Raw genomic sequence first — 23965 nt, 5'->3', positions numbered from 1 at the left:
AGTCCCTGTCCTCTGTCATGAGCCAGACCTCGGAGCAGTCGGTGTTGCTGTCGGACGACCCCCCGCTCGACCTCCGCCTCTCGGACGCGGAGCTGGAGGCGACCCGCGAGCGGATCGTCTCGTTCATCCGCGACGTGGTCGACGACGCGGGCGCGACGGGCGCGGTCCTCGGCCTCTCGGGCGGCATCGACTCGACGCTCACCGCGTACCTCGCGGTCGAGGCGCTCGGCGAGGAGGGCCTCCACGGGCTCACGATGCCCTCGGCGGTCAACGACCCGGACGTGATGAGCGACGCCGAGCGCGTCGCCGCGGACCTCGGCATCGAGTACGACGTGGTCGAGATCCAGCCCATCGCGGAGGCCGTCTTCGACGCCGTCCCCGACGCGGCAGACGACCGCACCGCCGCGGGCAACGTCTACGTCCGCACCCGCGCCGTGGTGAACTACTTCGTCGCCAACGCCGAGGACCGCGTCGTCCTCGGGACCGGGAACCGCGCGGAGGCGATGACCGGCTACTACACGAAGTACGGCGACCAAGCGGTCGACTGTAACCCCATCGGCAACCTCTACAAACAGCAGGTGCGCCAGCTGGCCGCGCACGTCGGGGTCCCCCGCGAACTGGTGATGCAGGAGCCGACAGCCGGGATGTGGGAGGGGCAGACCGACGCCGAGGAGATGGGCCTCGACTACGACACCGTCGACGCGATCCTCGCGGTCCACGTCGACGGCGGGCTCTCGCGGGCGGCGACGGTCCGCGAACTCGACGTGCCCGAGGCGGCCGTCGACCGCGTGGTCGACCTCCACGAGCGCAGTGCCCACAAGCGGGCGATGCCGCCGGCGCCGGAGCGGTAGGAGGGGTCGGAGCGGCGGCGGGCCGTCGGGGTCGGGAGAGACGATCGGGACGGCGAGCCGGAGCGGTCAGCGGGGGTCAGGCGTTCTGCGCCCGTTCCTTCGCCACCTCGGCGATCCCGGCGTTCGCCGAGCAGTTCGGGCACGCGTGTACCCGCCTCCGGTCGTCCCCGAACACCTGGACGAACCGCTCGGAGACGTGCGCCTCGCAGTGTTCACAGGTCGGCATGGCGGTGAATGGTATCGTGGGTCATCTTCGGTACACGTTCACTTGGTGCCCCGACCTCAAGAGCGCTTTTCAAACTCCGTTCCAAATCAGGCCCAAATTCGGGGACCGAAGCCGGAACACGGGCGAAAAAACGAGCCGAGAGACGGGGATTCGCGGGCGCGACGGCGACGCGGTTCCGTCACGCCGCCGCCCTCCCCAGCGATCCTCGATCGCTCCGCGCGACGCGCCGCCGAGGGGTCCGGCGGTCAGAACTCGCGCAGGGCGTCGAGCACGTCGTGGGCGCTCCCGTCGTCGATGACCTCGCGGGCGGCGTCGAGGCCGTCCTCGATGGAGTCGGCGTCGCCGCCGGCGTAGATCCGGAGCGCGGCGTTGACCGCGACCGCGTCCGCGAAGGCGCCGTCGCGCTCGCCGGCCAGCACCTCCTCGGTGATCGCCGCCGAGTCGGCGGCCACGTCGTCGACCGCGAGATCGTCCTCCTCGAGGTCCATCCCGTACTCCGCGGTCTCGATCTCGAAGTCGTCGAAGGAGGCGCCCTCGCTGCCGGCCTCGTCGCCGTCGTCGCCCGCGGCGTCCCACTCGGCGACCTTCGTGTAGCCGGGGCGCACGTCGTCGTACCCCTCCATGCCTTGGAACATCAGGACGCGGTCGAGATCGTGGAACTCGCTCTCCACGAACGTGTCGACCACCTTCTTCGCGAACGCGAGGTGGTAGAAGGAGCCGAGGTGGACGGAGGCGCCGGCGGGGTTCGCCAGCGTCTCGACGGTGTTGACGAACGTGCGGACGCCCATCATGTCGCGCCGCTCGAACAGGTCGTCGATGGCGGGGTTGAACGCGGGCTGGTAGTAGAAGCCGAAGCCGGTCTCGTCGACCATGTCGGCGGAGTCCGACGGCGTCAGCTCGGTGTGGACGCCAAGCTCGTCTAAGACGTGCTTGTACGCGTCCTGCTTCTGGGTCGGGACGCGGTCGCCGGAGTGGACGACGACCGGGGTGCCCGCGGCGGCCGCGACGGCGCCCGCGGCGACGCCTAAGATTGCGGTCCGGCCCTTCCCGTCGTAGTTGGCGCCGCAGTCGACGGGGTCGGCGTCGGGCTCGGCGTACTCGACGCGGTCGCACATCACGTCGACGTACGCCCCGAGCTCCTCGGGCGTGTTCCGCTTCCAGCGGTTCGCGAGCCAGAACGCCCCGAGCGTCGTCGGGTCCGGCTCGTCCGCGAGGATGCGCTCGAACGCCTCGGTCGCCTGCGCGCGCGTCAGGTCGTCGGCCGACTTGTGACCGGAGCCGCAGACCTCGGTCATCAGCCGCTTGAGGGGCCAGTCGCCGAACTCCTGAGTCGCCTGAGCCATACGCGCCGTTCGGGTTCTCGGACGAAAAGTCCCCCGTTCGACTCCCGCGCGTCGGGAACGCTCGGGCGGGGACCGGCCCCCGGGGCGGCTGCCGAGGCGACGCGCGCCGGTCCGCCTCACACCGCGCGCGAGCGCCAGGGCCGGACGACCGGGTCGCTCTCTCCGGAATCGTGGTACTAGTTCGCAAACAATAACCGCATGAACGTCCGCTTATACTAGTATATTTCATACACTTCGGTTATTCTGTGCTTTTCTAATTCTGTATCAGGGCCAAAACGGCGTCAGAGTTATATGTTCGTCCATCTACTGGGTGGTTGTACCCGATGACGTCCAAATCCGTCGCCACCGCGCTCACGCTGTACCGGTCCCGCACGCTGACGCTCGAACAGGCCGCGACCGTCGGCGGCTGCTCGACGGCGCAGTTGGAGGAGAGCGCCCGGGCGTTCGCGCCGACGCCCGGCGAGGCCCACGCCGACGACTGACGCGCGCTCGTCCGCATTCGACACCCGTCCCGCTGACGCTCGACGCGCTCCCGCTGACGCTCGACGCCCTCCGAAACCCGTAGGTACGCCCGGCCCCTACCCGAGGTAATGAGTCTGGACGCCGACTGGCGGGCCGACGTCGACGCCGTCGACGCGGCCCTCATCGACGAGTACCAGAGCGGCTTCCCCGTCGAGGAGCGCCCGTTCGAGCGGGTCGCCGACGAGATAGCGGCCGAGACGGGCGCCGATGTCGACGCCGACGAGATCCTCCGCCGCGTCCGCGACCTCCACGAGCGCGGCGTGTTCCGCCGGTTCGGCGCGGTGCTCAACCCGCCCGTGATCGGTTCCTCGACGCTGGCGGCGGTGCGCGCCCCCGAGGACCGCTTCGACGAGGTCGCCGAGGTCATCAACGGCTACCGGCAGGTGAACCACAACTACCGCCGCGACCACGAGTGGAACCAGTGGTTCGTCGTCACCGCGGGCTCCCGCGAGCGACGGGACGAGATCCTCGGAGAGATCGAGGAGCGAACCGGCTGCGAGGTCCTCGCCCTGCCGATGCTCACGGACTACTACATCGACCTGGAGTTCCCCGTCGTCAACGCCGACCGGTTCGCGCGGGAGTCCCTCGACGAGACCGACGTGTCCGCCACCCGCATCTCCGAGGACGCGCGCGGCGACCTCTCCGCGCTCGACGCCGACCTCCTCTTGGCGATCCAGGACGGCTTCCCGCTGTCCGCGACTCCCTACGCGGACGTGGCGGCGGAGATCGGCGCCCCGGTCGACGACGTGCTCGCCGCGGTCGAGCGCCTGCTGGCGGACGGCTGTATCAAGCGCGTCGGCTGTATCGTCAACCACGTCGTCACCGGGTTCACGAACAACTGCATGGTTGTCTGGGACGTGCCCGACGACGAGCTCGACGAGCGCGGCGAGGCGGTCGGGAGCCTCCCGTACGTCACCCTCTGTTACCACCGGCCGCGCCGCCCCGACCAGGACTGGCCGTACAACATGTTCACCATGATCCACGGCCGCGAGGCCGAGGCGGTCGACGCGAAGATCGACGAGCTGGCGGCCGACCACCTCCCGTTCGCCCACGAGCGGCTCTACTCCACCGAGACGCTGAAACAGACCGGCGCGCGCTACGAGGACCTGGTCGCGGACGGGGACTGACCGGCCGCAGGAAGCGGGAGGGACCGGACGGGCGACGCGAGCCGGACCGGACCGCGGCTCAGTCGTCGCCGAGGGCGGTCGTCCGCTCGCCGGCGGCGTTGCCCCCGACGCTGTCGCCGACGGCGACGCCGCGGTCGGCGCCGAGGCGGTCGAGCGCGTCGGCGCCCGCGACCGCGACGACGACGAAGCCCACCTTCGAGACGATGTCGAGGTAGACGAACACGAGCATCTCCGTCGCGGGCGTCAGCAGGCCGAACCCGGTCGGCGCGAGCAGCCACACGACCGGGTACAGCGTCCACAGCACCACCGTGATGTTCCGGAGCGTGCCGAAGACGGCGCGGACCCGGTCGCCCGCCGCCGAGGCCGACCGCGGGAGCGAGACGAGGAGCCCGTAGACGAGCGCGAGGTACGCCGCCCCGGCGACGCCGAAGGCGACCCACGAGACCGTCCCACCGGTGGCGGCGGCGGTGATGCCGCCGGCGATGACGACCACGTCGACCCCGATCAGTCCGGCGAGCACGCGCCGCGACGGCCGGGCGAGCAGCCCGAGGTACAGCAGGATGAGCGGCGTCGTCACGAGCCAGTCGACGTACCGGACGACCTCCAGTTCGCCGACGGCCGTCGACAGCGTCCCCACGCCGAGCGCCATCGCGAGGTACGCGAGCGCCGCGACGCCGGTGACGCCGGCGAGGGTGCCGTAGTAGACGGCGTGCGACTCGCCCGTCGCCGACGACCGCGAGTACCACGCCCACAGCGGGGGGACCGTCCCGGCGCCCATCGCGAGGGCGCCGATCCACGCCCAGACGGCGGTGTCGACGAGCATCTCAGTTCACCTCCTCCCCGGCGACCGCGTCGTCGCCGTCGTCGCGGGAGAACTCGAACTCGGTCCCGGCGCCGCCCGCGGTCCCCCCGTCGGAGACCGCGGTGGCGTCGGGCGCCGCGCCGCGCCCCGTCGCGCGGCCCGGGCCGTCGAGGCCCTCGTCGGTCGCGAACTCGAAGTCGCCGACCGCGTCGCGCAGCGCGAGCGCGCGGTCGGAGAGCGACCCGGCCGCGGTCTCGACCGCCCCGAGGGTCCGCTCCTGTTCGTCGACCGCGCCGGTCACGTCGCCGGCCGCGCTGGCCGTCTGCGCGCTGATCGCGGAGACGTCCTCGACGTGGCCGACGACCGCGTCGACCGAGTCCGCCTGCGTCTCGGTGGCGCGGGTGATCTCGGTCATGCTGGCGTCGGTGCGCTCCGAAGCCTCCGCGAGGCGCTCTAGGGCGTCGATCGACGTCTCGACCGTGTCGACGCCGGCGGAGATCCGCTGTTCGGTGCGCGCCATCGCGTCGGCGCCCGTCTCCGCGCGCTCCTGGACGGCGTGGATCCGGGCCTCGATCTCGCTGGCCGACGCCTGCGTCTCCTCGGCCAGCGACTTCACCTCCTCCGCGACGACCGCGAAGCCGGCGCCCTCTGCGCCGGAGCGGGCCGCCTCGATGGAGGCGTTCAGAGCGAGCAGGTTCGTCTGCTCCGCGATCTCCGAGATGGTGTCGACCACCTCGCCGATCTCCTCGACCTCCGCCGCGAGCGCCTCGACCTCCGCGGTGGTCTCCGCGGTGGTCTCCTCGACCGCGTCCATCTCCGCGAGCGCCTCCTCTGCGGCCTCGCGGCCCTCCTCGCCGACCTCGGCCGCGTGCTCCGCGGTCTCCGCGACGTCGGTGACGGTGGAGGCGACCTCCTCGGCGGACGACGCGAGGTTCTCCGCCTCGTCGGTCGCCGCCTGGAGGTCGTCGCGCTGCGTGCGGGCCCCCTCGGCGATCTCCGAGACCGCCTCGCTCACCGTTCCCGTCGTCGCCCGGAGGTCGTCCGTGCGGTCGTCGACGGTCCCGGCCACGTCGGCGGTGTCCTCGGCGACCGTCGCGACGGACGCGACCGTCCCCTCCAGCTCGTCGGCCATCTCGTTGAACGCGGCGCCGACGCGCGCCATCGCCTCGTTGTCGCTCTCCGGGTCGACCCGTCGCGTCAGGTCGCCGTCGGCGAGCGCGCGCATCGCGGTCTCGTACTCGGTCGCCTTCTCCTCGACCGTCTCGGCGCGCGCGTCGGCCTCCCGCCGGGCGCGCTCCGCCTCCTCGCGGGCCGACTCGGCGTCGGCGATCTCCGAGCGCAGCGAGCCGCGCATCTCGTCGAACGCGCCGAACAGCCGCCCGATCTCGTCGGTCCGGCCCGTGTCGAGCCGCACGCCGAGGTCGCCCTCGGCCATCCGCTCGGCCTTGGCCGTGAGCTGTCGCAGGGAGATGACCGTGTTCGATCCGATCGTGACGCCGATGAGCGCGAGCCCGATCACCGTCAACAGCGTCATCCCGACGAGCCCGGACCGCACCGTTTCGCCCGCGGCACCGGCCGCGTCGGCGCGAAGATAGACGATAACTCCGTATGAGACTGAGACCCCCATGACCCCGATCAGCGACAGAGCGAGCTTCGCGCCGTAGCTCGATCGGACGCCCGGGGCCGATCCTGCTTGCATGTGTACTCGACCGCAGGGATCCCCCCGTGATAATATCCCTCCTCCGTATATTAACCATGATAATCACTCTCGGCGCGGCGCCCGGCGGTCGCGGGGCTTCGACCGGTACGTTGAGGCCGCCGCCGCCCGCACGGTGGGACATGACGACCGCCTTCGACAGGCTCGGATACGGGACGTACAAGCTGGAAGACGGCGAGGAGTGCGCGGCCGGGGTCGCGCACGCGGTCGAGACCGGCTACCGCCACGTCGACACCGCGCAGGGGTACGACAACGAGGCCTCGGTCGGCGACGGGATCGACCGGAGCGGCGTCGACCGCGACGACCTGTTCGTCGCGACGAAGCTCTCGACGGACAACCTCTCGTACGACGACGCCGTCGAGACCGCCCGCGCCAGCCGGGACCGGCTCGGCGTCGACTCGATCGACCTGCTGTACGTCCACTGGCCGATCAACAGCTACGACCCCGCGGAGACGCTGCCCGCGCTCGACGACCTCGTCGACGACGGCGTGATCGACCGGATCGGGCTCTCGAACTTCGAGCCGGACCAGCTGGACGAGGCGATCGACCGCCTCGACCACGACGTGTTCGCCCATCAGGTTGAGTGTCACCCCCTCCTCCAACAGGAGCGCCTCCGCGAGTACGCGGTCGACGACGGCCACTGGCTCGTCGCCTACTCGCCGATCGCGCGCAACCGCGTCGCCGACGTCGACGCCCTCCGCGAGGTCGCCGCGGCCCACGACGCGACCCCCGCGCAGGTGAGCCTCGCGTGGCTGCTCTCCAAGGAGCGCGTCGCGCCGATCCCGAAGGCGGCCGACCACGGTCACGTCGAGGAGAACTGGGCCGCCCGCGAGATCGACCTGACCGACGACCAGATCGCCCGGATCGACGGGCTCGACCGCGGCGAGCGGGTCGTCGACTTCGAGGAGGCCCCCTGGAACTGACCCCGCGCTCCGGAGCGCTCAATACCGCTATTGTCCCCTCATAGTCGGTTTAACGGTCTTGCCGGTCGATCGGTCTCCCGTGCCGGAGTCGAGCCAACGGTCCGACCGCGGTCCCGCCCCGGAGGTCGACCGCGACGCGGACGGCGAGTCCGGTTCCCGCGACCGCCCGGCCCTCCTCGCCGCCACGCCCGACGCGGCGGCGGTGTCGGACCGGCTCCGGACGCTCGTCGCCCTCGCGGGCCTCCTCGGTCTCCTGCTGACGCTGATCGCGGCGGAGCTGCTCGTCCGGCTCTGAGCCGTCCGCCGCCGGACCGAAACTGAACGCCAGATCCCCCCGATCCGCCGTCGGATCCGTCCTCCCCGGCGGTTTCACTTCCGCTTTCGGGCGCGTTTTTAAAAGGTGCGGGCACGACGGTCCGGACATGGCTCAGTCCACGTTCGACGACGACGACCTGTTCGGCGAGGCGGCCGAGGAGACCCGCGCGGAGGTCGAAGAGCACCTCGCGGCGGCGCGCGACCAGCTCCCCGACGCGGACGCGGTGTGGGAGACGGACGCGGACAACGTCCTCGGCGCGCTCAACGGGCTGAAGTCCGCGCTCGACGCCGGCGACGCGGTCGACAGCGTGCGCTCGGCGAAGAAGGCGTACGTCCTCGGCGAGCGCGCCGACGCCTTCGAGGACGCCGACGACCTGAAGGCGGAGATAGAGGAGCTGGAGTCGCTCGTCGGCGACATCGAGAGCGCGGCCGACGAGGTGGCCTCCCTCACCGGCACCGTCCCCGCGATCCGCGGCGCGCTCCAGGACGCGGCCGACGAGGAGTAACCCTTCTTCCTCAGGTCTCTCGCTCGACCACCGCCGCCGCCAGCTCGGCGAGCGACGCGCTCGCGCGGTCGAGCAGTTCTCGCCCCCGCTCGGCGTCGCCCGCCCGCGGGTCGCCGACGACGCCGTTGTCGGTGAACTCGTCGGAGTCGTGCGCGAGGTTCACCCCGGCGACCCACTCGCCCCACCGGTCGGCGGCGCCCGCGCCCGCCTCGTCGACGCGCTCCTCCCGGACCAGGTCCGGGTTCGTCGCGCGCAGCAGCGCCGTCTCCAGCGGCCCGGCGTGACCCATGTCGCTCGCGTGGTCGCCGACCGCCTCGAACCAGGTGAACGCGACGCCGTACCCCGCGTGGGCGTCGTCGCGCGAGAACCGCCTGGCGACCTCCGCGAGCGCCTCGACGTTCCCCCCGTGGCCGTTGACGAACACGACGCGGTCGACCCCGTGCGAGACCAGCGACTCGGCGGACTCGCGGACGTACGCCCGGAACGTCTCCGGGGAGACCCACATCGTCCCGTCGAACGCGCGGTGCTCCTCGGCGACGCCGACCGGGACCGGCGGCGCGACCGCGACCTCCCCGCGCTCCGCGTCGGCGGCTTCGTCCGACCCCGGCCGCTCGTAGGCGTCGGCGCCCGCCTCGGCGACCGCGACGGCGTTCAGGGCGTCGGTACCGAGCGGGGCGTGCGGCCCGTGCTGTTCCGTGCTGCCGACCGGGAGGAACGCGACGTCGACGTCGGCGTCGCGGACGTCGGTCCACGTGACCTCGCTGAGGCGCATACCCGCACCTCGGCGCGCGGCGTGGTATAGGCGGCGGTCACCGCCGACGCCGCGTCCGACGGGCGCTCGCGGCGAGACCAGGGACGCGGGCGCTCCCGAGGTATTATGCCCCTCCCTGTGGATCCGGACCGCATGAGCAGTGACAACGCGGACCACGACTCGGAGGCGCACGAGCCGGCCCCCGCCGTGACGTTCGGCCCGCTGAAGCGGGCGCTCCGCGAGCACCGCTACCCGGTGACGGCGGCGGAGCTGATAGAGCAGTACGGCGCCGCGACGCTGGAAGCGGGGACGACGACGGAGCGGCTCGACAGCCTGCTCGAAGGCCGCGAGGAGACGCAGTTCCGCGACCCCGCGGAGGTCCGCGAGGCGGTCCTCGACGCGCTCGGGTACGCCGACGACTCCCCGGCGCCCGCGGACGAGTGGACTCGGCTCCCGCGGTGACGGTCGACCGGTCCGACGGGCCGCTCCGACCGGCCGCGGTCAGTCGTCGTCGCTCTCGGCGTCCTCGACGATCCGGGCGGTGCGCTCCTGCGCCCGGTCGATGAACTCCTGGGGGAGCTCGTCGATCTCGCCGGCCTGAACGCCCCAGAGGTGCGCGTACAGCCCGTCGTTGTCGAGCAGCTCGTCGTGCGTGCCGCGCTCGGCGATCTTCCCGCCCTCCAGAACGAGGATGGTGTCCGCGTCCTTGATCGTCGAGAGCCGGTGGGCGATCGCGAACGTCGTCCGGTCCTCCGTGAGGCGGTCGAGCGAGCGCTGGATCAGCATCTCCGTCTCCGTGTCGACGTCGGAGGTCGCCTCGTCGAGGATGAGGATGTCCGGGTCGGTCAACACGGCTCGCGCGATGGTGATCCGCTGGCGCTGGCCGCCGGAGAGCTTCACGCCGCGCTCGCCGACCATCGTGTCGTAGCCGTCGGGGAGGTTCTGGATGAAGTCGTGGGCCTCGGCCGCCTCGGCCGCCTCCCGGACCTCCTCGTCGGTCGCGTCGAACGTGCCGTAGGTGATGTTCTCGCGGACGGTGCCGTAGAACAGGTACGACGACTGCCCGACGTAGCCGATCGCGCGGCGCAGCGACCGCAGCGTCACGTCGCTGACGTTCTGGTCGTCGATCCGGATCTCCCCGTCGTCGACGTCGTACATCCGGAGGAGCAGCTTGAGCACGGTCGACTTGCCGGCCCCGGTCGGGCCGACCAGGGCGAGCGTCTCGCCGCCCTCGACCTCGAAGTCGATGTCCTCGACGATGGTCTCGTCGTCGTAGCCGAAGGAGACGTCGTCGTACACGACGCGGCCGTCGTCGACGACGAGCTCCTGGGCGTCGCGGTCCTCCTCCAGCTTCGAGGGCTCGTCCATCAGCCCGAAGATCCGCGCGGAGGAGGCGCGGGCGCGCTGGTACATGTTGATGATCTGCCCGAACTGGGCCATCGGCCAGATGAACCGCTGGGTGTAGAGGATGAACACGACGAACATCCCTTCGGAGAGCTCGCCCGTGAACGGCCCCGGGGGCCCCTGGAACACCCAGAGCCCCCCGACGATGAACGTGAGGACGAAGCCGATGCCCGCGAGCACGCGGAGGCCGGGGAAGAACTTGATCCGCGTCTCGATCGCGTCCCAGTTGGCGTCGAAGTAGTCGAAGGAGACGTCGTCGACGCGGTCGGACTCGTAGGACTCGGTGTTGGCCGCCTTGATCACCTGGATGCCGCCGAGGTTGTTCTCCAGCCGGGAGTTCATCTTGCCGACCGTCGACCGCACCTCGGCGTACTTCGGCTGGATGATCTTGATGAACACGTAGGTGAACCCGGCGATGACGGGGACGGGCAACAGCGCGACCAAGGCGAGCTGCCAGTTGATCCAGAACAGGAGGACGCCGATCCCGATCACCATCACGGACAGCCGGAACACGGAGTTCATCCCGTCGTTGAGGAACCGCTCTAACCGGTTCACGTCGTTCGAGAGGATGGACATCATCTCACCGGTCTGCTTGTCCGAGAAGAAGTCCATGTTGAGCCGCTGCATCTGGTCGTACGTGTCGGTCCGGACGTCGTGCTGGATGTTCTGGGCGAAGGCGTTGAACCCCCAGTTCCGGACCCAGTGGAAGCCGGCGCCGAAGGCGAACGCGCCGGCCAGCACCGCGATCGTGAACCAGAACTGCGCCGCCTGCTCCGTCGGGAGCCACGCGTCGGGCAGCAACACCAGCGGGATCTGCTCGTCGAACGCGGCCTCGCCGCGGAAGATGGCGTCGAGGGCGATCCCGAGCATTAGCGGCGGGAGCAGGTCGAGCAGCCGCGCGAAGACGCTCGCGAGGATCCCCACCGTCACCTGCGGGACGTAGTCGCGGCCGTACTCGACGAACAGCCGCTTCATCGGATTCTCGATCTTGTCCCGCTGCTCCTCGAAGGGATCGTCTTCCTCCCATTCGACGCCACTCATCACACAATCGTATCAGGTAGGCGGGCAAATAGGTTTCCTTCGAACCGAAATACATCGGCAGAAAACGCCGGTAGCGAGCGGCCGTTCGGGCGATTTCGCCCCGCCGACCGCGGTCGCCGCGCGGACGCCTCGGCCGATCCGAGAACGCGACCGTCGCGCGCGCCGGTCCCGGCTCCGACGACCGCGCCGCGGACTCACCCCTCGCGACCCGGGGTCGGCCTCACAGCTCGCGCCGCTCCACGTCGGGGTCGATCCCGGCCTCGTCGAGGTCCTCCCGGATGCGCCGGCGCAGCGGGTCCGGCACCTCCTCGCGGGGGACCGGCGCCGCCGTCTCGCCCTCGTCGTCGGTCGGGACGGACCAGTAGAGGACGCGGGGCGTCTCGGCGTAGAACTCCACCGCGTATCGGTCGCTGCCCCCCTCGTAGTGGACGCGGGCGGCCGCGCCCTCCGCGCGCCACCCCTCCTGTCTGACCAAGGCGGCGATCGGGTCTCGCATGGCCGCGCTCGGGCGCCCGGACACATGTGGGTGTCGGCCGGGGACGCGACCGGGGCTACTCGCCGGCGCACTCGGTCGCCGTTTCCCCGCTCCGCCCGCATCGACACCGGTTTACAACCGCCGTCCCGATGAGTCGGCATGTCTCTTCGCGTCACGTTCCTCGGGACGGGCGGCGCCGTCCCGACCGTCGAGCGCGCGGCCAGCGCCGTCTTCGTCAACCGCGAGGGCGACCGCTTCCTCTTCGACTGCGGCGAGGGCACCCAGCGCGAGATGATGCGCAGCGGCACGGGGTTCGCCGTCGACCGCGTGTTCGTCTCGCACCTCCACGGCGACCACGTGCTCGGGATCCCGGGCCTCGTCCAGACGCTCGGCTTCAACGACCGCACCGACCCGCTGACGGTCCACTGCCCGCCGGGGACCGACGACCACCTCCGCGACCTCGTCCACGCGGTCGGCCACGACCCCGCGTTCCCGGTCCGGATCGAGCCGGTCGCGCCGGGCGAGGTGGCCCACGAGACCGACGAGTACGCGGTCCGCGCCTTCGAGACGGAACACCGGACCGTCTCGCAGGGGTACGTCTTAGAGGAGGACGACCGCCCCGGCCGGTTCGACCGCCCGAAGGCGGAGGCGCTCGGCGTCCCCGTCGGCCCGAAATTCGGCCGCCTCCACGAGGGCGAGGCGGTCGAGGCCGAAGACGGGACGATCGTCGAGCCCGAGCAGGTCGTCGGCCCGCCGCGTCCGGGTCGCAAACTCGTCTACACCGCGGACACGCGCCCGCGAGAGAGCACCGTCGAGGCCGCCGAGGGCGCCGACCTGCTGATCCACGACGCCACCTTCGCCGACGACATGGCCGACCGCGCCCGCGACACGGCCCACTCGACCGGCCGCGAGGCGGGGTCGATCGCCGACCGCGCGAACGCGGAGCGGCTCGCCTTAGTCCACATCTCCTCGCGCTACGCGGCGGACCCGAGCCCGATACTCCGGGACGCGCGCGAGGCGTTTGACGGCGAGTGCCTGCTCCCGGACGACGGCGACCTGATCGAGGTGCCGTTCCCCGACGCCGACGACTGAGGCGTTAACGGTTCGTGCGGTCAGCACGACGCGGACGGCTCTGCGAACGATACGGAGGCCGCCGCCAAATTCTCATCCGTTCGCTTATAAATAATCGATTGCCGATCGGCGGCGAACACCACCAAAGCCTCAGCCGCTTGCTTATAAATTATTAAGTGAGGATCGGCGGCGAACACCACCAAAGCCCCAGCCGCGAGGGCTCGGTGCGCTCGCTGCGGTCCTCGTCGCTTGCTCCGCTCGCTCGCTGCGGTCCTTGCGTCGCACGCCTTCGCCCTCGCGGCTGCCCCTTTGAGTCCCACCCCGCACCGCTCCGCACAGCACCTCACGCCTCCCCAGCCTCGTCGGCGGCTCCCGTCGGTCGCCGCCGACTCCCTCGCACGCGCTCCTCGCGCCCGTTGGGCGCTCGGAGGCGCGCGCCACCGCCATCGTTCTCGTCACGCTTGCCGGATCTCCGTCTCGTGAGGCCGCGATCCGTGTGATCGTTCCACTTGAAACGAAGCCCGCGCACGGCTGACGGGCGTCTGACGCGAGCGAGGTTGTCCCGTCGGTCGATCTCCGCGGATCAAAAGAACACCGCGTAGCGGGTCTCAGGCGGGCGTTTAGTTCCACTTTCACCGCGGTCACGTACGTTTTAATACCATCTGGACCCAACCGTCGTACGCCTCCCACTGAAAACAAGACCGGAGGCGGAGACACCCCATGAGCGAACTGCGACAGGAAGCGGAAGCGATAGCGGAACAGTTCTCGGACCACACCGACGTCGACCCCGACGACGTCGAGGAGCGCCTCGAAACGCTCGTCGACGAGTACCGCGTGCCGCTCGACGAGGCGAGCCGGAGCGTCACCAACAGCTACCTCGAAGACGCCGGCATGGAGCGCGACGAGCTCGGCCGCGGCGGCAGCGAGGAGGTCCTCGTCAACGACATCGACGAGGACGAGCAGTGGGTCGACTTACGCGTGAAGCTGGTCGACCTCTGGGAGCCGCGCAGCGACTCCATCTCGCAGGTCGGCCTGCTCGGCGACGAGTCGGGCACGATCAAGTTCGTCGCCTTCGAGACCTCCGACCTCCCCGAGCTGACGGAGGGCCAGTCCTACGAGCTCTCGAACGTCGTCACCGACGAGTACGAGGGGAGCTACTCGGTGAAGCTCAACCGGACGACCGGTATCACCGAGATCGACGAGGCGATCGAGGTCGGCGACAACGCCGACACCGTCGAGGGCGCCCTCGTGGACATCCAGTCCGGCTCCGGCCTGATCAAGCGGTGCCCCGAGGAGGACTGTACGCGCGTCCTCCAGAACGGGCGCTGCTCCGAGCACGGCCAGGTCGAAGGCGAGTTCGACCTCCGGATCAAGGGCGTCTTGGACGACGGCGAGACGGTCACCGAGGTCATCTTCGACCGCGAGGCCACCGAGGAGCTCACCGGCATGACCCTGGAAGAAGCCAAGGACATGGCGATGGACGCGCTCGACACCACCGTCGTCGCCGAGGAGATGGGCGAGGACGTGCTCGGGCGCTACTACCGGGTCACCGGCCCCACCTTCGGCCGGTACGTTCTGGTCGACGAGATGGAGGATCCCGGCACCGTCGACGTTGAAAGCGCGCTGATCGAAGCGAGGTCGATCTGAAATGAGCCAGTCAGCACCCACCCGAGAGGTCGCCCGGCGCGTGTTCGCGAGCGAGTTCAACGACGCCGGCTACACGTTCACCGAGTCCGATGACGAGCGCGCCCCCGTCTACGCGCTGCTCCCGACCGGCGAGTCCTCGAACCGCGTGTTCTTCGTGGGCACGCTCACGGAGAAGGAGGACGTCGGCGAGGACAGCGAGTACTGGCGCGGCCGCATCGTCGACCCGACGGGCACGTTCTTCGTGTACGCGGGCCAGTACCAGCCGGAAGCCGCTTCCAAACTCCGGGACCTGGAGCCCCCGGCCTACGTCGCAGTCGTGGGGAAGCCCCGGACCTACGAGACCGACGACGGCACGGTCCGGGTCTCCGTCCGCCCCGAGTCGATCACCGAGGTCGACGCCGCCACCCGCGACCGCTGGGTCGCGGAGACCGCCCGCCGCACCGTCGAGCGCGTCGCCGCGTTCGACGACGAGGGCAACGAGTACGCGCGCATGGCGCGCGAGGAGTACGACCTCGACCCCGAGACGTACAAGGCCGCCGCGCTGTCGGCGTTAGAGGACCTCGACGAGAGCGGCGACGAGCTCGCCGGCGACGACGCCGCGCTCGGCGACGCCCCCGACGGGTCCGACCCGGCCGGCGCACCGGAGCCCTGAGGCGAGCGGGCCGGAGCCCTGACCGGGACGCCGGCCCGGCGCCCGGACGGCGCCGCTCGCCGTGCGACCGTCTGACAAACTGTTAAGTACGCAGCGGGACCTACGACCCGCTAATGGGCAACAAGAACAAGACGGTCTCGTTCCGCGTCAACGAGGACGCGTTCGAGGCGCTCCGCGACATCGCCGAGGAGCGGGACATCTCGCTGTCGGCGGTCTTCCGGGACTACGTGGACATGCTCGTTGCCCACGACGGTCAGGTCCGGGTCGTCCCGGAACACGAGCTGACCGACGCGGACGGCGACGGCGAGGCCTTCCCGCCCCGGGTTGAGGTCCCGAAGAGCTTCGTCCGGGAGCACGAGCGGTTAGAGCTCGAGGCCGAACACCTCCGCGAGCAGCTCGAAGAGCACAAGCGGTACATCAACCACCTCCGGGAGCAGGTCGAGGGCGACGACGAGGACGTGATCCACTTAGAGGACCTCGACGGCGAGTCGGACGAGCCGTCGTTCCGCCTCGGTTAGGGTCACACGCCGCCCCCTTCCGCTCCGACCGAGACCGCCCGACCCGCCGCTTCTCACGCCGCGCTCGCCCGCCGAGCCGCGGCGCCGCGCCGTCCGGGTCCCGCTCCGACCGGCGGCCCCGTCGCGAAAACCTTCCTGTTCGTCCGTTACTGACCGCCGAACCGCCCATCTTGGCGAAAATATTGCCGAACAGCTCCGAGTTTGTTCAGAAACGTCCGATTCTCTTCCAGTGCGATGGACGGTTTCTCAGTGCGAAGGCGCTATTTCTGATTATAATAAATTATTTACGAAAACGATATTACCCGGGCGGTGAACGGATCGGACATGCGAAGGTGGGTTCGACCGTGACCGTGTTCGACAGGGCGTACGACGATACGGTTCGCGTCCTCGACGAGGACGGCGAGGTCGTCGGCGACGTTCCCGACCTCGACGACGAGTCGCTCGTCGAGATGTACAGGCACATGCGGCTGGCGCGCCACTTCGACGGCCGCGCGGTGAGCCTCCAGCGACAGGGCCGGATGGGGACGTACCCCCCGCTCTCCGGCCAGGAGGGCGCCCAGATCGGTTCGGCGTACGCGCTCGACGACGACGACTGGATGATCCCGTCGTACCGCGAACACGGCGCCGCCCTGGTCCACGGCCTCCCGCTGAAACAGACGCTGCTCTACTGGATGGGCCACGAGGACGGCAACCGCGCGCCGGACGACGTCAACGTCTTCCCGGTCGCCGTCCCCATCGCGTCGCAGGTGCCCCACGCGACGGGCGCCGCGTGGGCCTCGAAGCTCCGCGGCGAGGACGACGCGTTCATCTGTTACTTCGGGGACGGCGCGACGAGCGAGGGGGACTTCCACGAGGGGGTCAACTTCGCCGGCGTGTTCGACACGCCGACCGTCTTCTTCTGTAACAACAACCAGTGGGCCATCTCCGTCCCCCGCGAGCGGCAGACCCGGAGCGCGACGTTGGCGCAGAAGGCGGAGGCGTACGGCATCGACGGCGTCCAGGTCGACGGCATGGACCCGCTCGCGGTGTACAGCGTCACGGAAGCGGCCTTAGAGAAGGCGCGTGACCCTGACGCCGACCGGCCGCGGCCGACGCTCATCGAGGCGGTCCAGTACCGCTTCGGCGCGCACACGACCGCCGACGACCCGACCGTCTACCGCGACGACGACGAGGTCGAGCGCTGGAAGCGGAAGGACCCGATCGACCGGCTGGAGGCGTACCTCCGGGACGAGGGGGTCCTCGACGACGAGCGCGTCGCCGAAGTCGAGTCGTCGGTCGAGGCGCGGGTCGCGGACGCCATCGACGCGGCGGAGTCGATGGCGCGGCCCGACCCGCGGGAGCTGTTCGAGCACGCCTACGCGGAGCTCCCGCCCGAACTGGAGCGGCAGTACGAGGAGTTCGCCGCGCTGCGCGACGAGCGCGGGGACGAAGCGTTCCTGGAGGACTGAATGAGCGAGACACAGAACCTCACGTTGGTACAGGCGATACGAGACGGACTACACACCGAACTGCGCGAGGACGACGACGTGGTCGTGATGGGCCAGGACGTCGGGAAGAACGGCGGCGTCTTCCGCGCCACCGAGGGGCTCTACGACGAGTTCGGCGGCGACCGGGTGATCGACACCCCGCTCGCCGAGTCGGGCATCGTCGGGACCGCGGTCGGGATGGCGGCGATGGGGATGCGCCCGGTCCCGGAGATACAGTTCTCCGGGTTCATGTACCCGGGCTTCGACCAGATCGTCTCGCACATGGCGCGGTTCCGCACCCGCAGCCGCGGGCGGTTCACGCTCCCCATGACGCTCCGGGCGCCCTACGGCGGCGGCATCCGCGCGCCGGAACACCACTCCGAGTCGAAGGAGGCGTTCTACGCCCACGAGGCGGGGCTGAAGGTGGTGATACCCTCGACGCCGTACGAGGCGAAGGGCCTGCTCGCGGCGTCGATCCGCGACCCCGACCCGGTGGTCTTCCTCGAACCGAAGCTGATCTACCGGGCGTTCCGCGAGGAGGTGCCCGAGGAGCCGTACACGGTCCCCATCGGCGAGGCGGCCACGCGCCGCGAGGGCGACGACGTGGCGGTGTTCACCTACGGCGCGATGACCCGTCCCACGCTGGAGGCCGCCGAGACGCTCGGCGAGGAGGGGATCGAGTGCGAGGTCGTCGACCTCCGGACGGTCTCCCCGCTCGACCGCGAGGCGATCGTCGAGGCGTTCGAGAAGACCGGCCGCGCGGTCGTCGTCCACGAGGCGCCCAAGACGGGCGGGCTCGCGGGCGAGATCACGGCGATCCTCCAGGAGGAGGCGCTGCTGTACCAGGAGGCGCCGATCGGCCGCGTCACCGGCTTCGACGTGCCGTACCCGCTGTACGCGCTGGAGGACTACTACCTCCCGTCGGCGGCGCGCATCGAGGACGGCATCCTGGAGGCGGTCGAATTTTAACATGGCCGCCGGAGATACACCCATGAACGCCGAGGTGACCGACGCGTGACGGTCAAGGAGTTCAAGCTGCCCGACGTCGGCGAGGGCGTCGCGGAGGGCGAACTCGTCAGCTGGCTGGTCGCGCCCGGCGACCGCGTCGAAGAGGACCAGCCCGTCGCCGAGGTCGAGACCGACAAGGCGCTCGTCGAGGTGCCGTCGAGCTACGACGGGACCGTCGAGGAGCTGTTCGTCGACGAGGGGGAGATGGTCCCCGTCGGCGACGTGATCATCTCGTTCCGGGTCGACGAGGACGGCGACGGCGGGGCGACCGCCGACGCGGAGCCCGAGCCCGACGCGGGCGACAAGTCGGCGACGGACGCGACCGCCGACGCGGCCGACGGGGCGGCGAGCGAGCCCGACACGCCCTCGGGCCGCACCTTCGCGCCGCCGTCCGCCCGCCGGCTCGCCCGCGAGCTGGGCGTCGACGTCGCGGCGGTCGACGGGAGCGGCCCCGGCGGTCGCGTGACCGAGGCCGACGTACGGGCCCACGCCGAGGGCGGCGGATCCGCCGACGCGGGCGGCGCGGACGACGGCCCCGAACCCCGCCCCGCGCCGACCGACACCGGCTCGGCGGGGCGGAAGTCCGCGGTCAGCAAGCGCGGCGGCTCTTCGGACGGGGCGTCGGCGACCGCCGCCGGCGCGCCCGAGCCCGCGGGCCGCGAGACGACGCTCGCGACCCCCGCGACCCGGAAGGTCGCCCGCGAGCGCGGCGTCGACCTCGACGACGTGCCGACCGACGAGACCCGCGACGGCGAGGCGTTCGTCACGGCCGACGCCGTGAACGCGTACGCCGACGCGCTGGAGTCGCCGGCCGAGCCGGAGCCGGCGACCGTCGACGCGGACCCCGCCCCGGACGCGGCCGCCGCGACCGACGCCGCCGGCACCGCTTCGGGCGACGAGACGGTCCCCTACCGCGGCGTCAGGCGCACCATCGGGAAGCAGATGGAGCGGTCGAAGTACACGGCGCCGCACGTCACCCACCACGACACCGCCGAAGTGGACGCGCTCGTCGAGGCCCGCGAGCAGCTGAAGCCGACGGCCGAGGCCGAGGGCGTGAAGCTCACCTACATGCCGTTCGTGATGAAGGCCATCGTCGCCGGGCTGAAGGAGTACCCGTACCTCAACAGCGAGCTCCGCGAGGACGACGAGGAGATCGTGTTGAAGCGCGACTACAACCTCGGGATCGCGGTCGCGACCGACGCCGGCCTCATGGTCCCGGTCGTCGAGGACGTCGACGAGAAGGGGCTCTTCGAGCTGGCCGACGAGGTGAACGACCTCGCCGCCCGTGCCCGCGAGCGGAAGCTCAAGCCGGCGGAGATGAAGGGCGGCACCTTCTCTATCACCAACTTCGGCGCCATCGGCGGCGAGTACGCCACGCCGATCATCAACTACCCCGAGACCGCGATCTTAGGGCTCGGCACCATCGAGGAGCGCCCCGTCGTGCGCGAGGGCGCCGACGGGACGAGCGAGGTCGTCCCGGCGCCGACGCTGCCGCTGTCGCTGTCGATCGACCACCGGGTCGTCGACGGCGCGGTCGCGGCCGAGTTCGCGAACACCGTCATGGAACACTTAGAAACCCCCCTGCTGCTACTCAACGAATAATGGTCGTCGGAGACGTCACCACGGGAACGGAGGTACTGGTCATCGGCGCGGGACCGGGCGGCTACGTCGCCGCCATCCGCGCCGCACAGGAGGGGCTCGACACGACCTTAGTCGAGAAGGACGCCTACGGCGGCGCCTGTCTCAACCGCGGGTGTATCCCCTCGAAGGCGCTGATCACGGGGAGCGGACTGGCCCACGAGGCCGGCAACGCGGAGTTCATGGGCGTCCACGCGGACCCCGCCGTCGACATGGGGAAGATGATCGAGTGGAAGGACGGCGTGGTCGACCGGCTGACGGGCGGCGTCGAGAAGCTCTGTAAGGCGAACGGCGTGAACCTGGTCGAGGGCGTCGCCTCGTTCGTCGGCGAGAACACCGTCCGGGTCGCGCACGGCGGCGACGGGCAGGGCTCGGAGACGCTGGAGTTCGAACACGCGGTGATCGCCACCGGGTCGCGGCCGATCCAGGTCCCCGGCTTCGACTTCGCCGAGGACCACGTCTGGAGCTCCGCCGACGCGCTCGACGCCGACACGGTCCCGGACCGACTCGGGGTCGTCGGCGGCGGCTACATCGGCATGGAGCTGGCGACGACGTACGCCAAGCTCGGCGCCGAGGTCACGGTCGTCGAGATGCTCGACGACATCCTCGACCCCTACGAGGACGACGTGAAGCGCGTCGTCCGCAAGCGCGCCGAGGAGCTCGGCGTCGAGTTCAACTTCGGCGAGGGCGCGAGCGAGTGGACGGAGGCGCCCGACGGGGGCTACCTCCTCCGCACTGAGACCGAGGACGGCGAGGAGTCGACCTACGGCGTCGACAAGATCCTCGTCGCGGTCGGCCGCCAGCCCGTCACCGACGGGCTCGACCTGGAGAACGCCGGGATCGAGACGGACGACCGCGGGTTCGTCGAGACGGACGACCGCACCCGCACGGCGGTCGAGTACGTCCACGCCGTCGGCGACGTGGCCGGCGACCCGATGCTCGCGCACGCGGCCTCCAACGAGGGGATCGTCGCGGCCGAGGTGATCGCCGGTGAGCCGGCCGCGCTCGACCGACAGGCGGTCCCGGCCGCGGTGTTCACGGACCCCGAGATCGGGACGGTCGGGATGACGGAGGCGGAGGCCGCCGACGCCGGCTTCGACCCCGTCGTCGGCGAGATGCCGTTCAACGCTTCCGGGCGGGCGATGACGACCGGCCACACCGAGGGGTTCGTCCGGATCGTCGCCGACGAGGAGACCGGGTTCGTCCTCGGCGGACAGATCGTCGGCCCCGAGGCGTCGGAGCTGATCGCCGAGGTCGCGCTCGCGGTCGAGATGGGCGCCACCCTCGAAGACGTGGCCGCCACCGTCCACACCCACCCGACGCTCGCGGAGGCGGTGATGGAGGCCGCGGAGAACGCGCGCGGGCAGGCGATCCACACGCTGAACCGCTGATCGCGTTCGACCCCTCCCCGTCACGCGCACCGCGCTCCCCCCGTCCCCGTCGCGAGCGGTCGCCGTCCCGTCCCGCCGAGGTCCCGCGGCGAGGCGAACCGACGGGCCGCCGGACCCCCGCGTGTGACTCTCATCCACGCTCGTCGAACTGTCGAAACTCCGACTCGTCGTCCCCGACAGCGTACGCTTACCGCCCGGTAAACCTCTCGAAGCGGCGCTACGGTCTCCGATGAGGACTTCGCAGATCCCCAAATAGAACTTCATTATTTCGATAGAAACCCTCCGTTATAACGATGTTTACCTCTCCGAATTAGACAATATTATCTACGAAGAGGAGCGACCATTTTTTGATGGCTAGTAACACCAAAGAGTGGTGGCCGGATCAGCTGGATCTGGAGCTGCTCGACCAGAACGCCGGCGATATCGGTCCCTACGACGAGGACTTCGACTACGCGGCGGCGTTCGAGGACCTCGACCTCGCCGAGGTCAAGTCCGACCTCGAAGACGTGATGACCGACTCGAAGGAGTGGTGGCCCGCCGACTACGGGCACTACGGCCCGCTGTTCATCCGGATGGCGTGGCACAGCGCCGGCACGTACCGCTCGCTCGACGGGCGCGGCGGCGCCGCCGGCGGACACCAGCGGCTCCCGCCGATCAGCAGCTGGCCGGACAACGTGAACCTCGACAAGGCTCGGCGGCTGTTGGAGCCGGTCAAGACGAAGTACGGCGAGAAGCTCTCGTGGGCCGACCTCATCGTGCTCGCCGGCAACGTCGCGCTGGAGTCGATGGGCTTCGAGACGTTCGGCTTCGCGGGCGGCCGCGCAGACGACTTCCGCGGCGACGACGCCGTCGACTGGGGCCCCGAAAGCGAGTTCGAGACGACCTCTCCCGACCGGTTCGACGAGAACGGCGACCTCAAGGCCCCGCTCGGGAACACCGTGATGGGCCTCATCTACGTCAACCCCGAGGGGCCGAACGGCGAGCCCGACCTCGAGGGCTCGGCGAAGAACATCCGCCAGTCGTTCAGCCGGATGGCGATGAACGACAAAGAGACCGTCGCGCTCATCGCCGGCGGCCACACCTTCGGGAAGGTCCACGGCGCCGACGACGGCGACAACCTCGGCCCCGAGCCCGAGGACGCCCCCATCGACCTCCAGGGCCTCGGCTGGGACAACGAGTTCGGCGAGGGGATGGGCCCCGACACCATCACCAGCGGCATCGAGGGGCCGTGGAACGCCACCCCGACGGTCTGGGACACGAGCTACGTCGACAACCTGCTCGAGCACGAGTGGGAGCCGGAGAAGGGCCCCGGCGGCGCGTGGCAGTGGACCACGAAGGACGACGAGCTCGACGACGCCGCCCCGGGCGTCGCGGACCCCGACGACAAGGAGGACATCATGATGCTCACGACGGACGTCGCCCTGAAGCACGACGACGACTTCCGGGCCGTCCTCGAGGAGTTCAGCGACGACCCCGACGAGTTCCAGGAGACGTTCGCGAAGGCGTGGTACAAGCTCATCCACCGCGACATGGGCCCGCCGGAGCGGTTCCTCGGCCCCGAGGTCCCGGAGGAGACGATGATCTGGCAGGACCCGCTGCCGGACGCCGACTACGAACCGATCGGCGACGCGGAGGTCTCCGACCTCAAGGGCGCGCTCCTCGACTCCGACCTCTCGACCGGCGAACTCGTCAAGACCGCGTGGGCGGCGGCGTCCACCTACCGCGACAGCGACAAGCGCGGCGGCGCCAACGGCGCCCGCATCCGCCTCGAACCGCAGCGGAGCTGGGAGGCCAACGAGCCCGAGCGGCTCGCCGACGTCCTCGCGACGCTCGAAGACGTGCAGGCCGAGTTCAACGAGTCGCGCGCCGACGACGTGCGGGTCTCGCTCGCCGACCTCATCGTGCTGGGCGGGACCGCGGCCGTCGAGCAGGCCGCGGCCGACGCGGGCTACGACGTCGAGGTGCCGTTCGAGCCCGGTCGCGTCGACGCCACCGCCGAGCAGACCGACGAGGAGTCGTTCGAGGCGCTCAAGCCGAAGGCCGACGGGTTCCGTAACTACCTCGGCGACACCGACGAGGACGTCGAGGACCTCATGGTCGACAAGGCCGACCTGCTGAACCTGACCGCCAGCGAGATGACCGTGCTGGCCGGCGGGCTGCGAACGCTCGGCGCGACCTACGGCGACCGCACGGCGTTCACCGACGAGCCCGGGACGCTGACGAACGAGTTCTTCGTGAACCTGCTCGACATGGAGTACGAGTGGGACGAGGTCACCGACGCCGAGGACATCTACGAGGTCCGCGACCGGGACACCGGCGAGGTCGCGTGGGAGGCGACGCGCGCCGACCTCATCTTCGGCTCGAACGCGCGGCTCCGCACCATCGCCGACGTGTACGCCAGCGACGAGGAGAAGTTTGTCGAGGACTTCGTCGCGGTCTGGAGCGAGGTCATGACGCTCGACCGCTTCGACCTCGAGTAACGCCCCCGTCGCAGTCGGATTTTTTCGGTCTCGCAGCGCGGTTCCGGTAGCTCCGGCTCTCCCTCGCCGACGCGGCCCGAATCGCTCTTCT

Annotated in this window: 23 protein-coding genes; 16 read left to right on the top strand and 7 right to left on the bottom strand. The window is 70.4% G+C overall.

Annotated elements, in window-relative coordinates:
- Window positions 1-17 precede the first annotated feature (17 nt).
- Entirely contained in the window at window positions 18-851 is an 834-nt protein-coding gene (locus tag EXE44_RS09830) for an NAD+ synthase (RefSeq protein ID WP_137716999.1), read from the top strand.
- Window positions 852-927: 76 nt separating this feature from the next.
- Here the strand turns inward: EXE44_RS09830 and EXE44_RS20750 are convergent, their stop codons facing one another.
- Together EXE44_RS20750 and EXE44_RS09825 are read right to left on the bottom strand one after the other, a co-directional pair.
- Window positions 928-1077 (bottom strand): hypothetical protein, encoded by a 150-nt coding sequence (locus tag EXE44_RS20750; RefSeq protein ID WP_167551883.1) that lies wholly within the window; start codon window positions 1075-1077, stop codon window positions 928-930.
- A 245-nt stretch (window positions 1078-1322) separates the two neighbouring features.
- The gene (locus EXE44_RS09825; RefSeq protein ID WP_137716998.1) at window positions 1323-2420 is read right to left on the bottom strand and encodes an anthranilate phosphoribosyltransferase; all 1098 of its coding nucleotides are present in this window, start codon (window positions 2418-2420) and stop codon (window positions 1323-1325) included.
- Window positions 2421-2743: 323 nt separating this feature from the next.
- Here EXE44_RS09825 and EXE44_RS20745 point away from each other — a divergent pair, with 323 nt between their 5' ends.
- Together EXE44_RS20745 and EXE44_RS09820 are read left to right on the top strand one after the other, a co-directional pair.
- The gene (locus EXE44_RS20745) at window positions 2744-2902 is read left to right on the top strand and encodes a hypothetical protein (RefSeq protein ID WP_173229154.1); all 159 of its coding nucleotides are present in this window, start codon (window positions 2744-2746) and stop codon (window positions 2900-2902) included.
- 108 nt (window positions 2903-3010) lie between these two features.
- Window positions 3011-4069 carry an Lrp/AsnC family transcriptional regulator gene (locus EXE44_RS09820; RefSeq protein ID WP_137716997.1) on the top strand — a complete coding sequence of 353 codons (1059 nt, stop codon included), beginning with the start codon at window positions 3011-3013 and terminating at the stop codon, window positions 4067-4069.
- Between the two features lie 58 nt (window positions 4070-4127).
- Here the strand turns inward: EXE44_RS09820 and EXE44_RS09815 are convergent, their stop codons facing one another.
- Together EXE44_RS09815 and EXE44_RS09810 are read right to left on the bottom strand one after the other, a co-directional pair.
- Window positions 4128-4892 carry a bacteriorhodopsin gene (locus tag EXE44_RS09815; protein WP_137716996.1) on the bottom strand — a complete coding sequence of 255 codons (765 nt, stop codon included), beginning with the start codon at window positions 4890-4892 and terminating at the stop codon, window positions 4128-4130.
- Window position 4893: 1 nt separating this feature from the next.
- Entirely contained in the window at window positions 4894-6570 is a 1677-nt protein-coding gene (locus EXE44_RS09810; RefSeq protein WP_137716995.1) for a methyl-accepting chemotaxis protein, read from the bottom strand.
- Between the two features lie 140 nt (window positions 6571-6710).
- On the opposite strand from EXE44_RS09810, the gene EXE44_RS09805 reads away from it, so the two are divergent.
- From EXE44_RS09805 to EXE44_RS09795, 3 genes are all read left to right on the top strand, one after another.
- Entirely contained in the window at window positions 6711-7511 is an 801-nt protein-coding gene (locus tag EXE44_RS09805; RefSeq protein ID WP_137716994.1) for an aldo/keto reductase, read from the top strand.
- Window positions 7512-7590: 79 nt separating this feature from the next.
- Window positions 7591-7806 carry a hypothetical protein gene (locus EXE44_RS09800; protein ID WP_137716993.1) on the top strand — a complete coding sequence of 72 codons (216 nt, stop codon included), beginning with the start codon at window positions 7591-7593 and terminating at the stop codon, window positions 7804-7806.
- 127 nt (window positions 7807-7933) lie between these two features.
- Window positions 7934-8332: a DUF5790 family protein gene (locus tag EXE44_RS09795; protein ID WP_137716992.1), complete on the top strand. Its 399-nt coding sequence runs from the start codon at window positions 7934-7936 to the stop codon at window positions 8330-8332.
- Window positions 8333-8342: 10 nt separating this feature from the next.
- Here the strand turns inward: EXE44_RS09795 and EXE44_RS09790 are convergent, their stop codons facing one another.
- Complete coding sequence (locus EXE44_RS09790; protein ID WP_137716991.1) at window positions 8343-9104, bottom strand: creatininase family protein; 762 nt, start codon at window positions 9102-9104, stop codon at window positions 8343-8345.
- Window positions 9105-9236: 132 nt separating this feature from the next.
- Between EXE44_RS09790 and EXE44_RS09785 the strand changes: the two genes are divergently transcribed.
- Entirely contained in the window at window positions 9237-9545 is a 309-nt protein-coding gene (locus tag EXE44_RS09785) for a hypothetical protein (RefSeq protein WP_137716990.1), read from the top strand.
- Between the two features lie 39 nt (window positions 9546-9584).
- Here EXE44_RS09785 and EXE44_RS09780 read toward each other — a convergent pair whose 3' ends face one another.
- Both EXE44_RS09780 and EXE44_RS09775 read right to left on the bottom strand, forming a co-directional pair.
- The gene (locus tag EXE44_RS09780) at window positions 9585-11528 is read right to left on the bottom strand and encodes an ABC transporter ATP-binding protein (protein ID WP_137716989.1); all 1944 of its coding nucleotides are present in this window, start codon (window positions 11526-11528) and stop codon (window positions 9585-9587) included.
- A gap of 220 nt (window positions 11529-11748) precedes the next feature.
- On the bottom strand, window positions 11749-12024 hold the full coding sequence (locus tag EXE44_RS09775) for a hypothetical protein (protein ID WP_137716988.1): 276 nt from the start codon (window positions 12022-12024) through the stop codon (window positions 11749-11751).
- A 138-nt stretch (window positions 12025-12162) separates the two neighbouring features.
- Between EXE44_RS09775 and rnz the strand changes: the two genes are divergently transcribed.
- The 9 genes from rnz (at window position 12163) to katG (ending at window position 23874) form a co-directional block, all read left to right on the top strand.
- Window positions 12163-13095, top strand: a complete 933-nt coding sequence (gene rnz, locus EXE44_RS09770; protein ID WP_137716987.1) for a ribonuclease Z — start codon at window positions 12163-12165, stop codon at window positions 13093-13095.
- Between the two features lie 699 nt (window positions 13096-13794).
- Entirely contained in the window at window positions 13795-14721 is a 927-nt protein-coding gene (locus tag EXE44_RS09765) for a replication factor A (RefSeq protein WP_137716986.1), read from the top strand.
- Between the two features lies 1 nt (window position 14722).
- Complete coding sequence (locus EXE44_RS09760) at window positions 14723-15373, top strand: RPA family protein (protein WP_137716985.1); 651 nt, start codon at window positions 14723-14725, stop codon at window positions 15371-15373.
- 113 nt (window positions 15374-15486) lie between these two features.
- On the top strand, window positions 15487-15891 hold the full coding sequence (locus tag EXE44_RS09755; protein ID WP_053770142.1) for a CopG family transcriptional regulator: 405 nt from the start codon (window positions 15487-15489) through the stop codon (window positions 15889-15891).
- A gap of 344 nt (window positions 15892-16235) precedes the next feature.
- Window positions 16236-17339 (top strand): pyruvate dehydrogenase (acetyl-transferring) E1 component subunit alpha, encoded by a 1104-nt coding sequence (gene pdhA / locus EXE44_RS09750; RefSeq protein WP_137717047.1) that lies wholly within the window; start codon window positions 16236-16238, stop codon window positions 17337-17339.
- Window positions 17340-18326 (top strand): alpha-ketoacid dehydrogenase subunit beta, encoded by a 987-nt coding sequence (locus EXE44_RS09745; RefSeq protein WP_137716984.1) that lies wholly within the window; start codon window positions 17340-17342, stop codon window positions 18324-18326.
- 45 nt (window positions 18327-18371) lie between these two features.
- Complete coding sequence (locus EXE44_RS09740) at window positions 18372-19967, top strand: dihydrolipoamide acetyltransferase family protein (protein ID WP_137716983.1); 1596 nt, start codon at window positions 18372-18374, stop codon at window positions 19965-19967.
- A complete protein-coding gene (gene lpdA, locus EXE44_RS09735; RefSeq protein ID WP_137716982.1) occupies window positions 19967-21394 on the top strand; it encodes a dihydrolipoyl dehydrogenase in 1428 nt (475 codons plus the stop codon). Before EXE44_RS09740 ends, lpdA begins: the two co-directional genes overlap by 1 nt.
- Before the next feature lie 350 nt (window positions 21395-21744).
- Window positions 21745-23874 carry a catalase/peroxidase HPI gene (katG, locus tag EXE44_RS09730; protein WP_137716981.1) on the top strand — a complete coding sequence of 710 codons (2130 nt, stop codon included), beginning with the start codon at window positions 21745-21747 and terminating at the stop codon, window positions 23872-23874.
- The last annotated feature ends 91 nt before the right edge of the window (window positions 23875-23965 follow it).

Origin of the sequence: Halorubrum sp. SS7 (genome assembly GCF_005435055.1) — an archaeon.
Lineage (GTDB): Archaea > Halobacteriota > Halobacteria > Halobacteriales > Haloferacaceae > Halorubrum > Halorubrum salinarum.
This window is presented reverse-complemented; position numbering and strand designations above follow the sequence as displayed.

Excerpts from the sequence above, each read along its gene's own strand:
- EXE44_RS09745 (WP_137716984.1), top strand. The coding sequence starts at position 17,340 with ATGAGCGAGACACAGAACCTCACGTTGGTACAGGCGATACGAGACGGA.
- katG (WP_137716981.1), top strand. The coding sequence starts at position 21,745 with ATGGCTAGTAACACCAAAGAGTGGTGGCCGGATCAGCTGGATCTGGAG.
- EXE44_RS09820 (WP_137716997.1), top strand. The coding sequence starts at position 3,011 with ATGAGTCTGGACGCCGACTGGCGGGCCGACGTCGACGCCGTCGACGCG.
- EXE44_RS09815 (WP_137716996.1), bottom strand. The coding sequence starts at position 4,892 with ATGCTCGTCGACACCGCCGTCTGGGCGTGGATCGGCGCCCTCGCGATG.
- EXE44_RS09780 (WP_137716989.1), bottom strand. The coding sequence starts at position 11,528 with ATGAGTGGCGTCGAATGGGAGGAAGACGATCCCTTCGAGGAGCAGCGG.
- EXE44_RS09805 (WP_137716994.1), top strand. The coding sequence starts at position 6,711 with ATGACGACCGCCTTCGACAGGCTCGGATACGGGACGTACAAGCTGGAA.
- lpdA (WP_137716982.1), top strand. The coding sequence starts at position 19,967 with ATGGTCGTCGGAGACGTCACCACGGGAACGGAGGTACTGGTCATCGGC.
- EXE44_RS20745 (WP_173229154.1), top strand. The coding sequence starts at position 2,744 with ATGACGTCCAAATCCGTCGCCACCGCGCTCACGCTGTACCGGTCCCGC.
- rnz (WP_137716987.1), top strand. The coding sequence starts at position 12,163 with ATGTCTCTTCGCGTCACGTTCCTCGGGACGGGCGGCGCCGTCCCGACC.
- EXE44_RS09790 (WP_137716991.1), bottom strand. The coding sequence starts at position 9,104 with ATGCGCCTCAGCGAGGTCACGTGGACCGACGTCCGCGACGCCGACGTC.
- EXE44_RS09775 (WP_137716988.1), bottom strand. The coding sequence starts at position 12,024 with ATGCGAGACCCGATCGCCGCCTTGGTCAGACAGGAGGGGTGGCGCGCG.
- EXE44_RS09830 (WP_137716999.1), top strand. The coding sequence starts at position 18 with ATGAGCCAGACCTCGGAGCAGTCGGTGTTGCTGTCGGACGACCCCCCG.
- EXE44_RS09825 (WP_137716998.1), bottom strand. The coding sequence starts at position 2,420 with ATGGCTCAGGCGACTCAGGAGTTCGGCGACTGGCCCCTCAAGCGGCTG.
- EXE44_RS09795 (WP_137716992.1), top strand. The coding sequence starts at position 7,934 with ATGGCTCAGTCCACGTTCGACGACGACGACCTGTTCGGCGAGGCGGCC.
- EXE44_RS09760 (WP_137716985.1), top strand. The coding sequence starts at position 14,723 with ATGAGCCAGTCAGCACCCACCCGAGAGGTCGCCCGGCGCGTGTTCGCG.
- EXE44_RS09755 (WP_053770142.1), top strand. The coding sequence starts at position 15,487 with ATGGGCAACAAGAACAAGACGGTCTCGTTCCGCGTCAACGAGGACGCG.
- EXE44_RS20750 (WP_167551883.1), bottom strand. The coding sequence starts at position 1,077 with ATGCCGACCTGTGAACACTGCGAGGCGCACGTCTCCGAGCGGTTCGTC.
- EXE44_RS09765 (WP_137716986.1), top strand. The coding sequence starts at position 13,795 with ATGAGCGAACTGCGACAGGAAGCGGAAGCGATAGCGGAACAGTTCTCG.
- EXE44_RS09810 (WP_137716995.1), bottom strand. The coding sequence starts at position 6,570 with ATGCAAGCAGGATCGGCCCCGGGCGTCCGATCGAGCTACGGCGCGAAG.
- EXE44_RS09785 (WP_137716990.1), top strand. The coding sequence starts at position 9,237 with ATGAGCAGTGACAACGCGGACCACGACTCGGAGGCGCACGAGCCGGCC.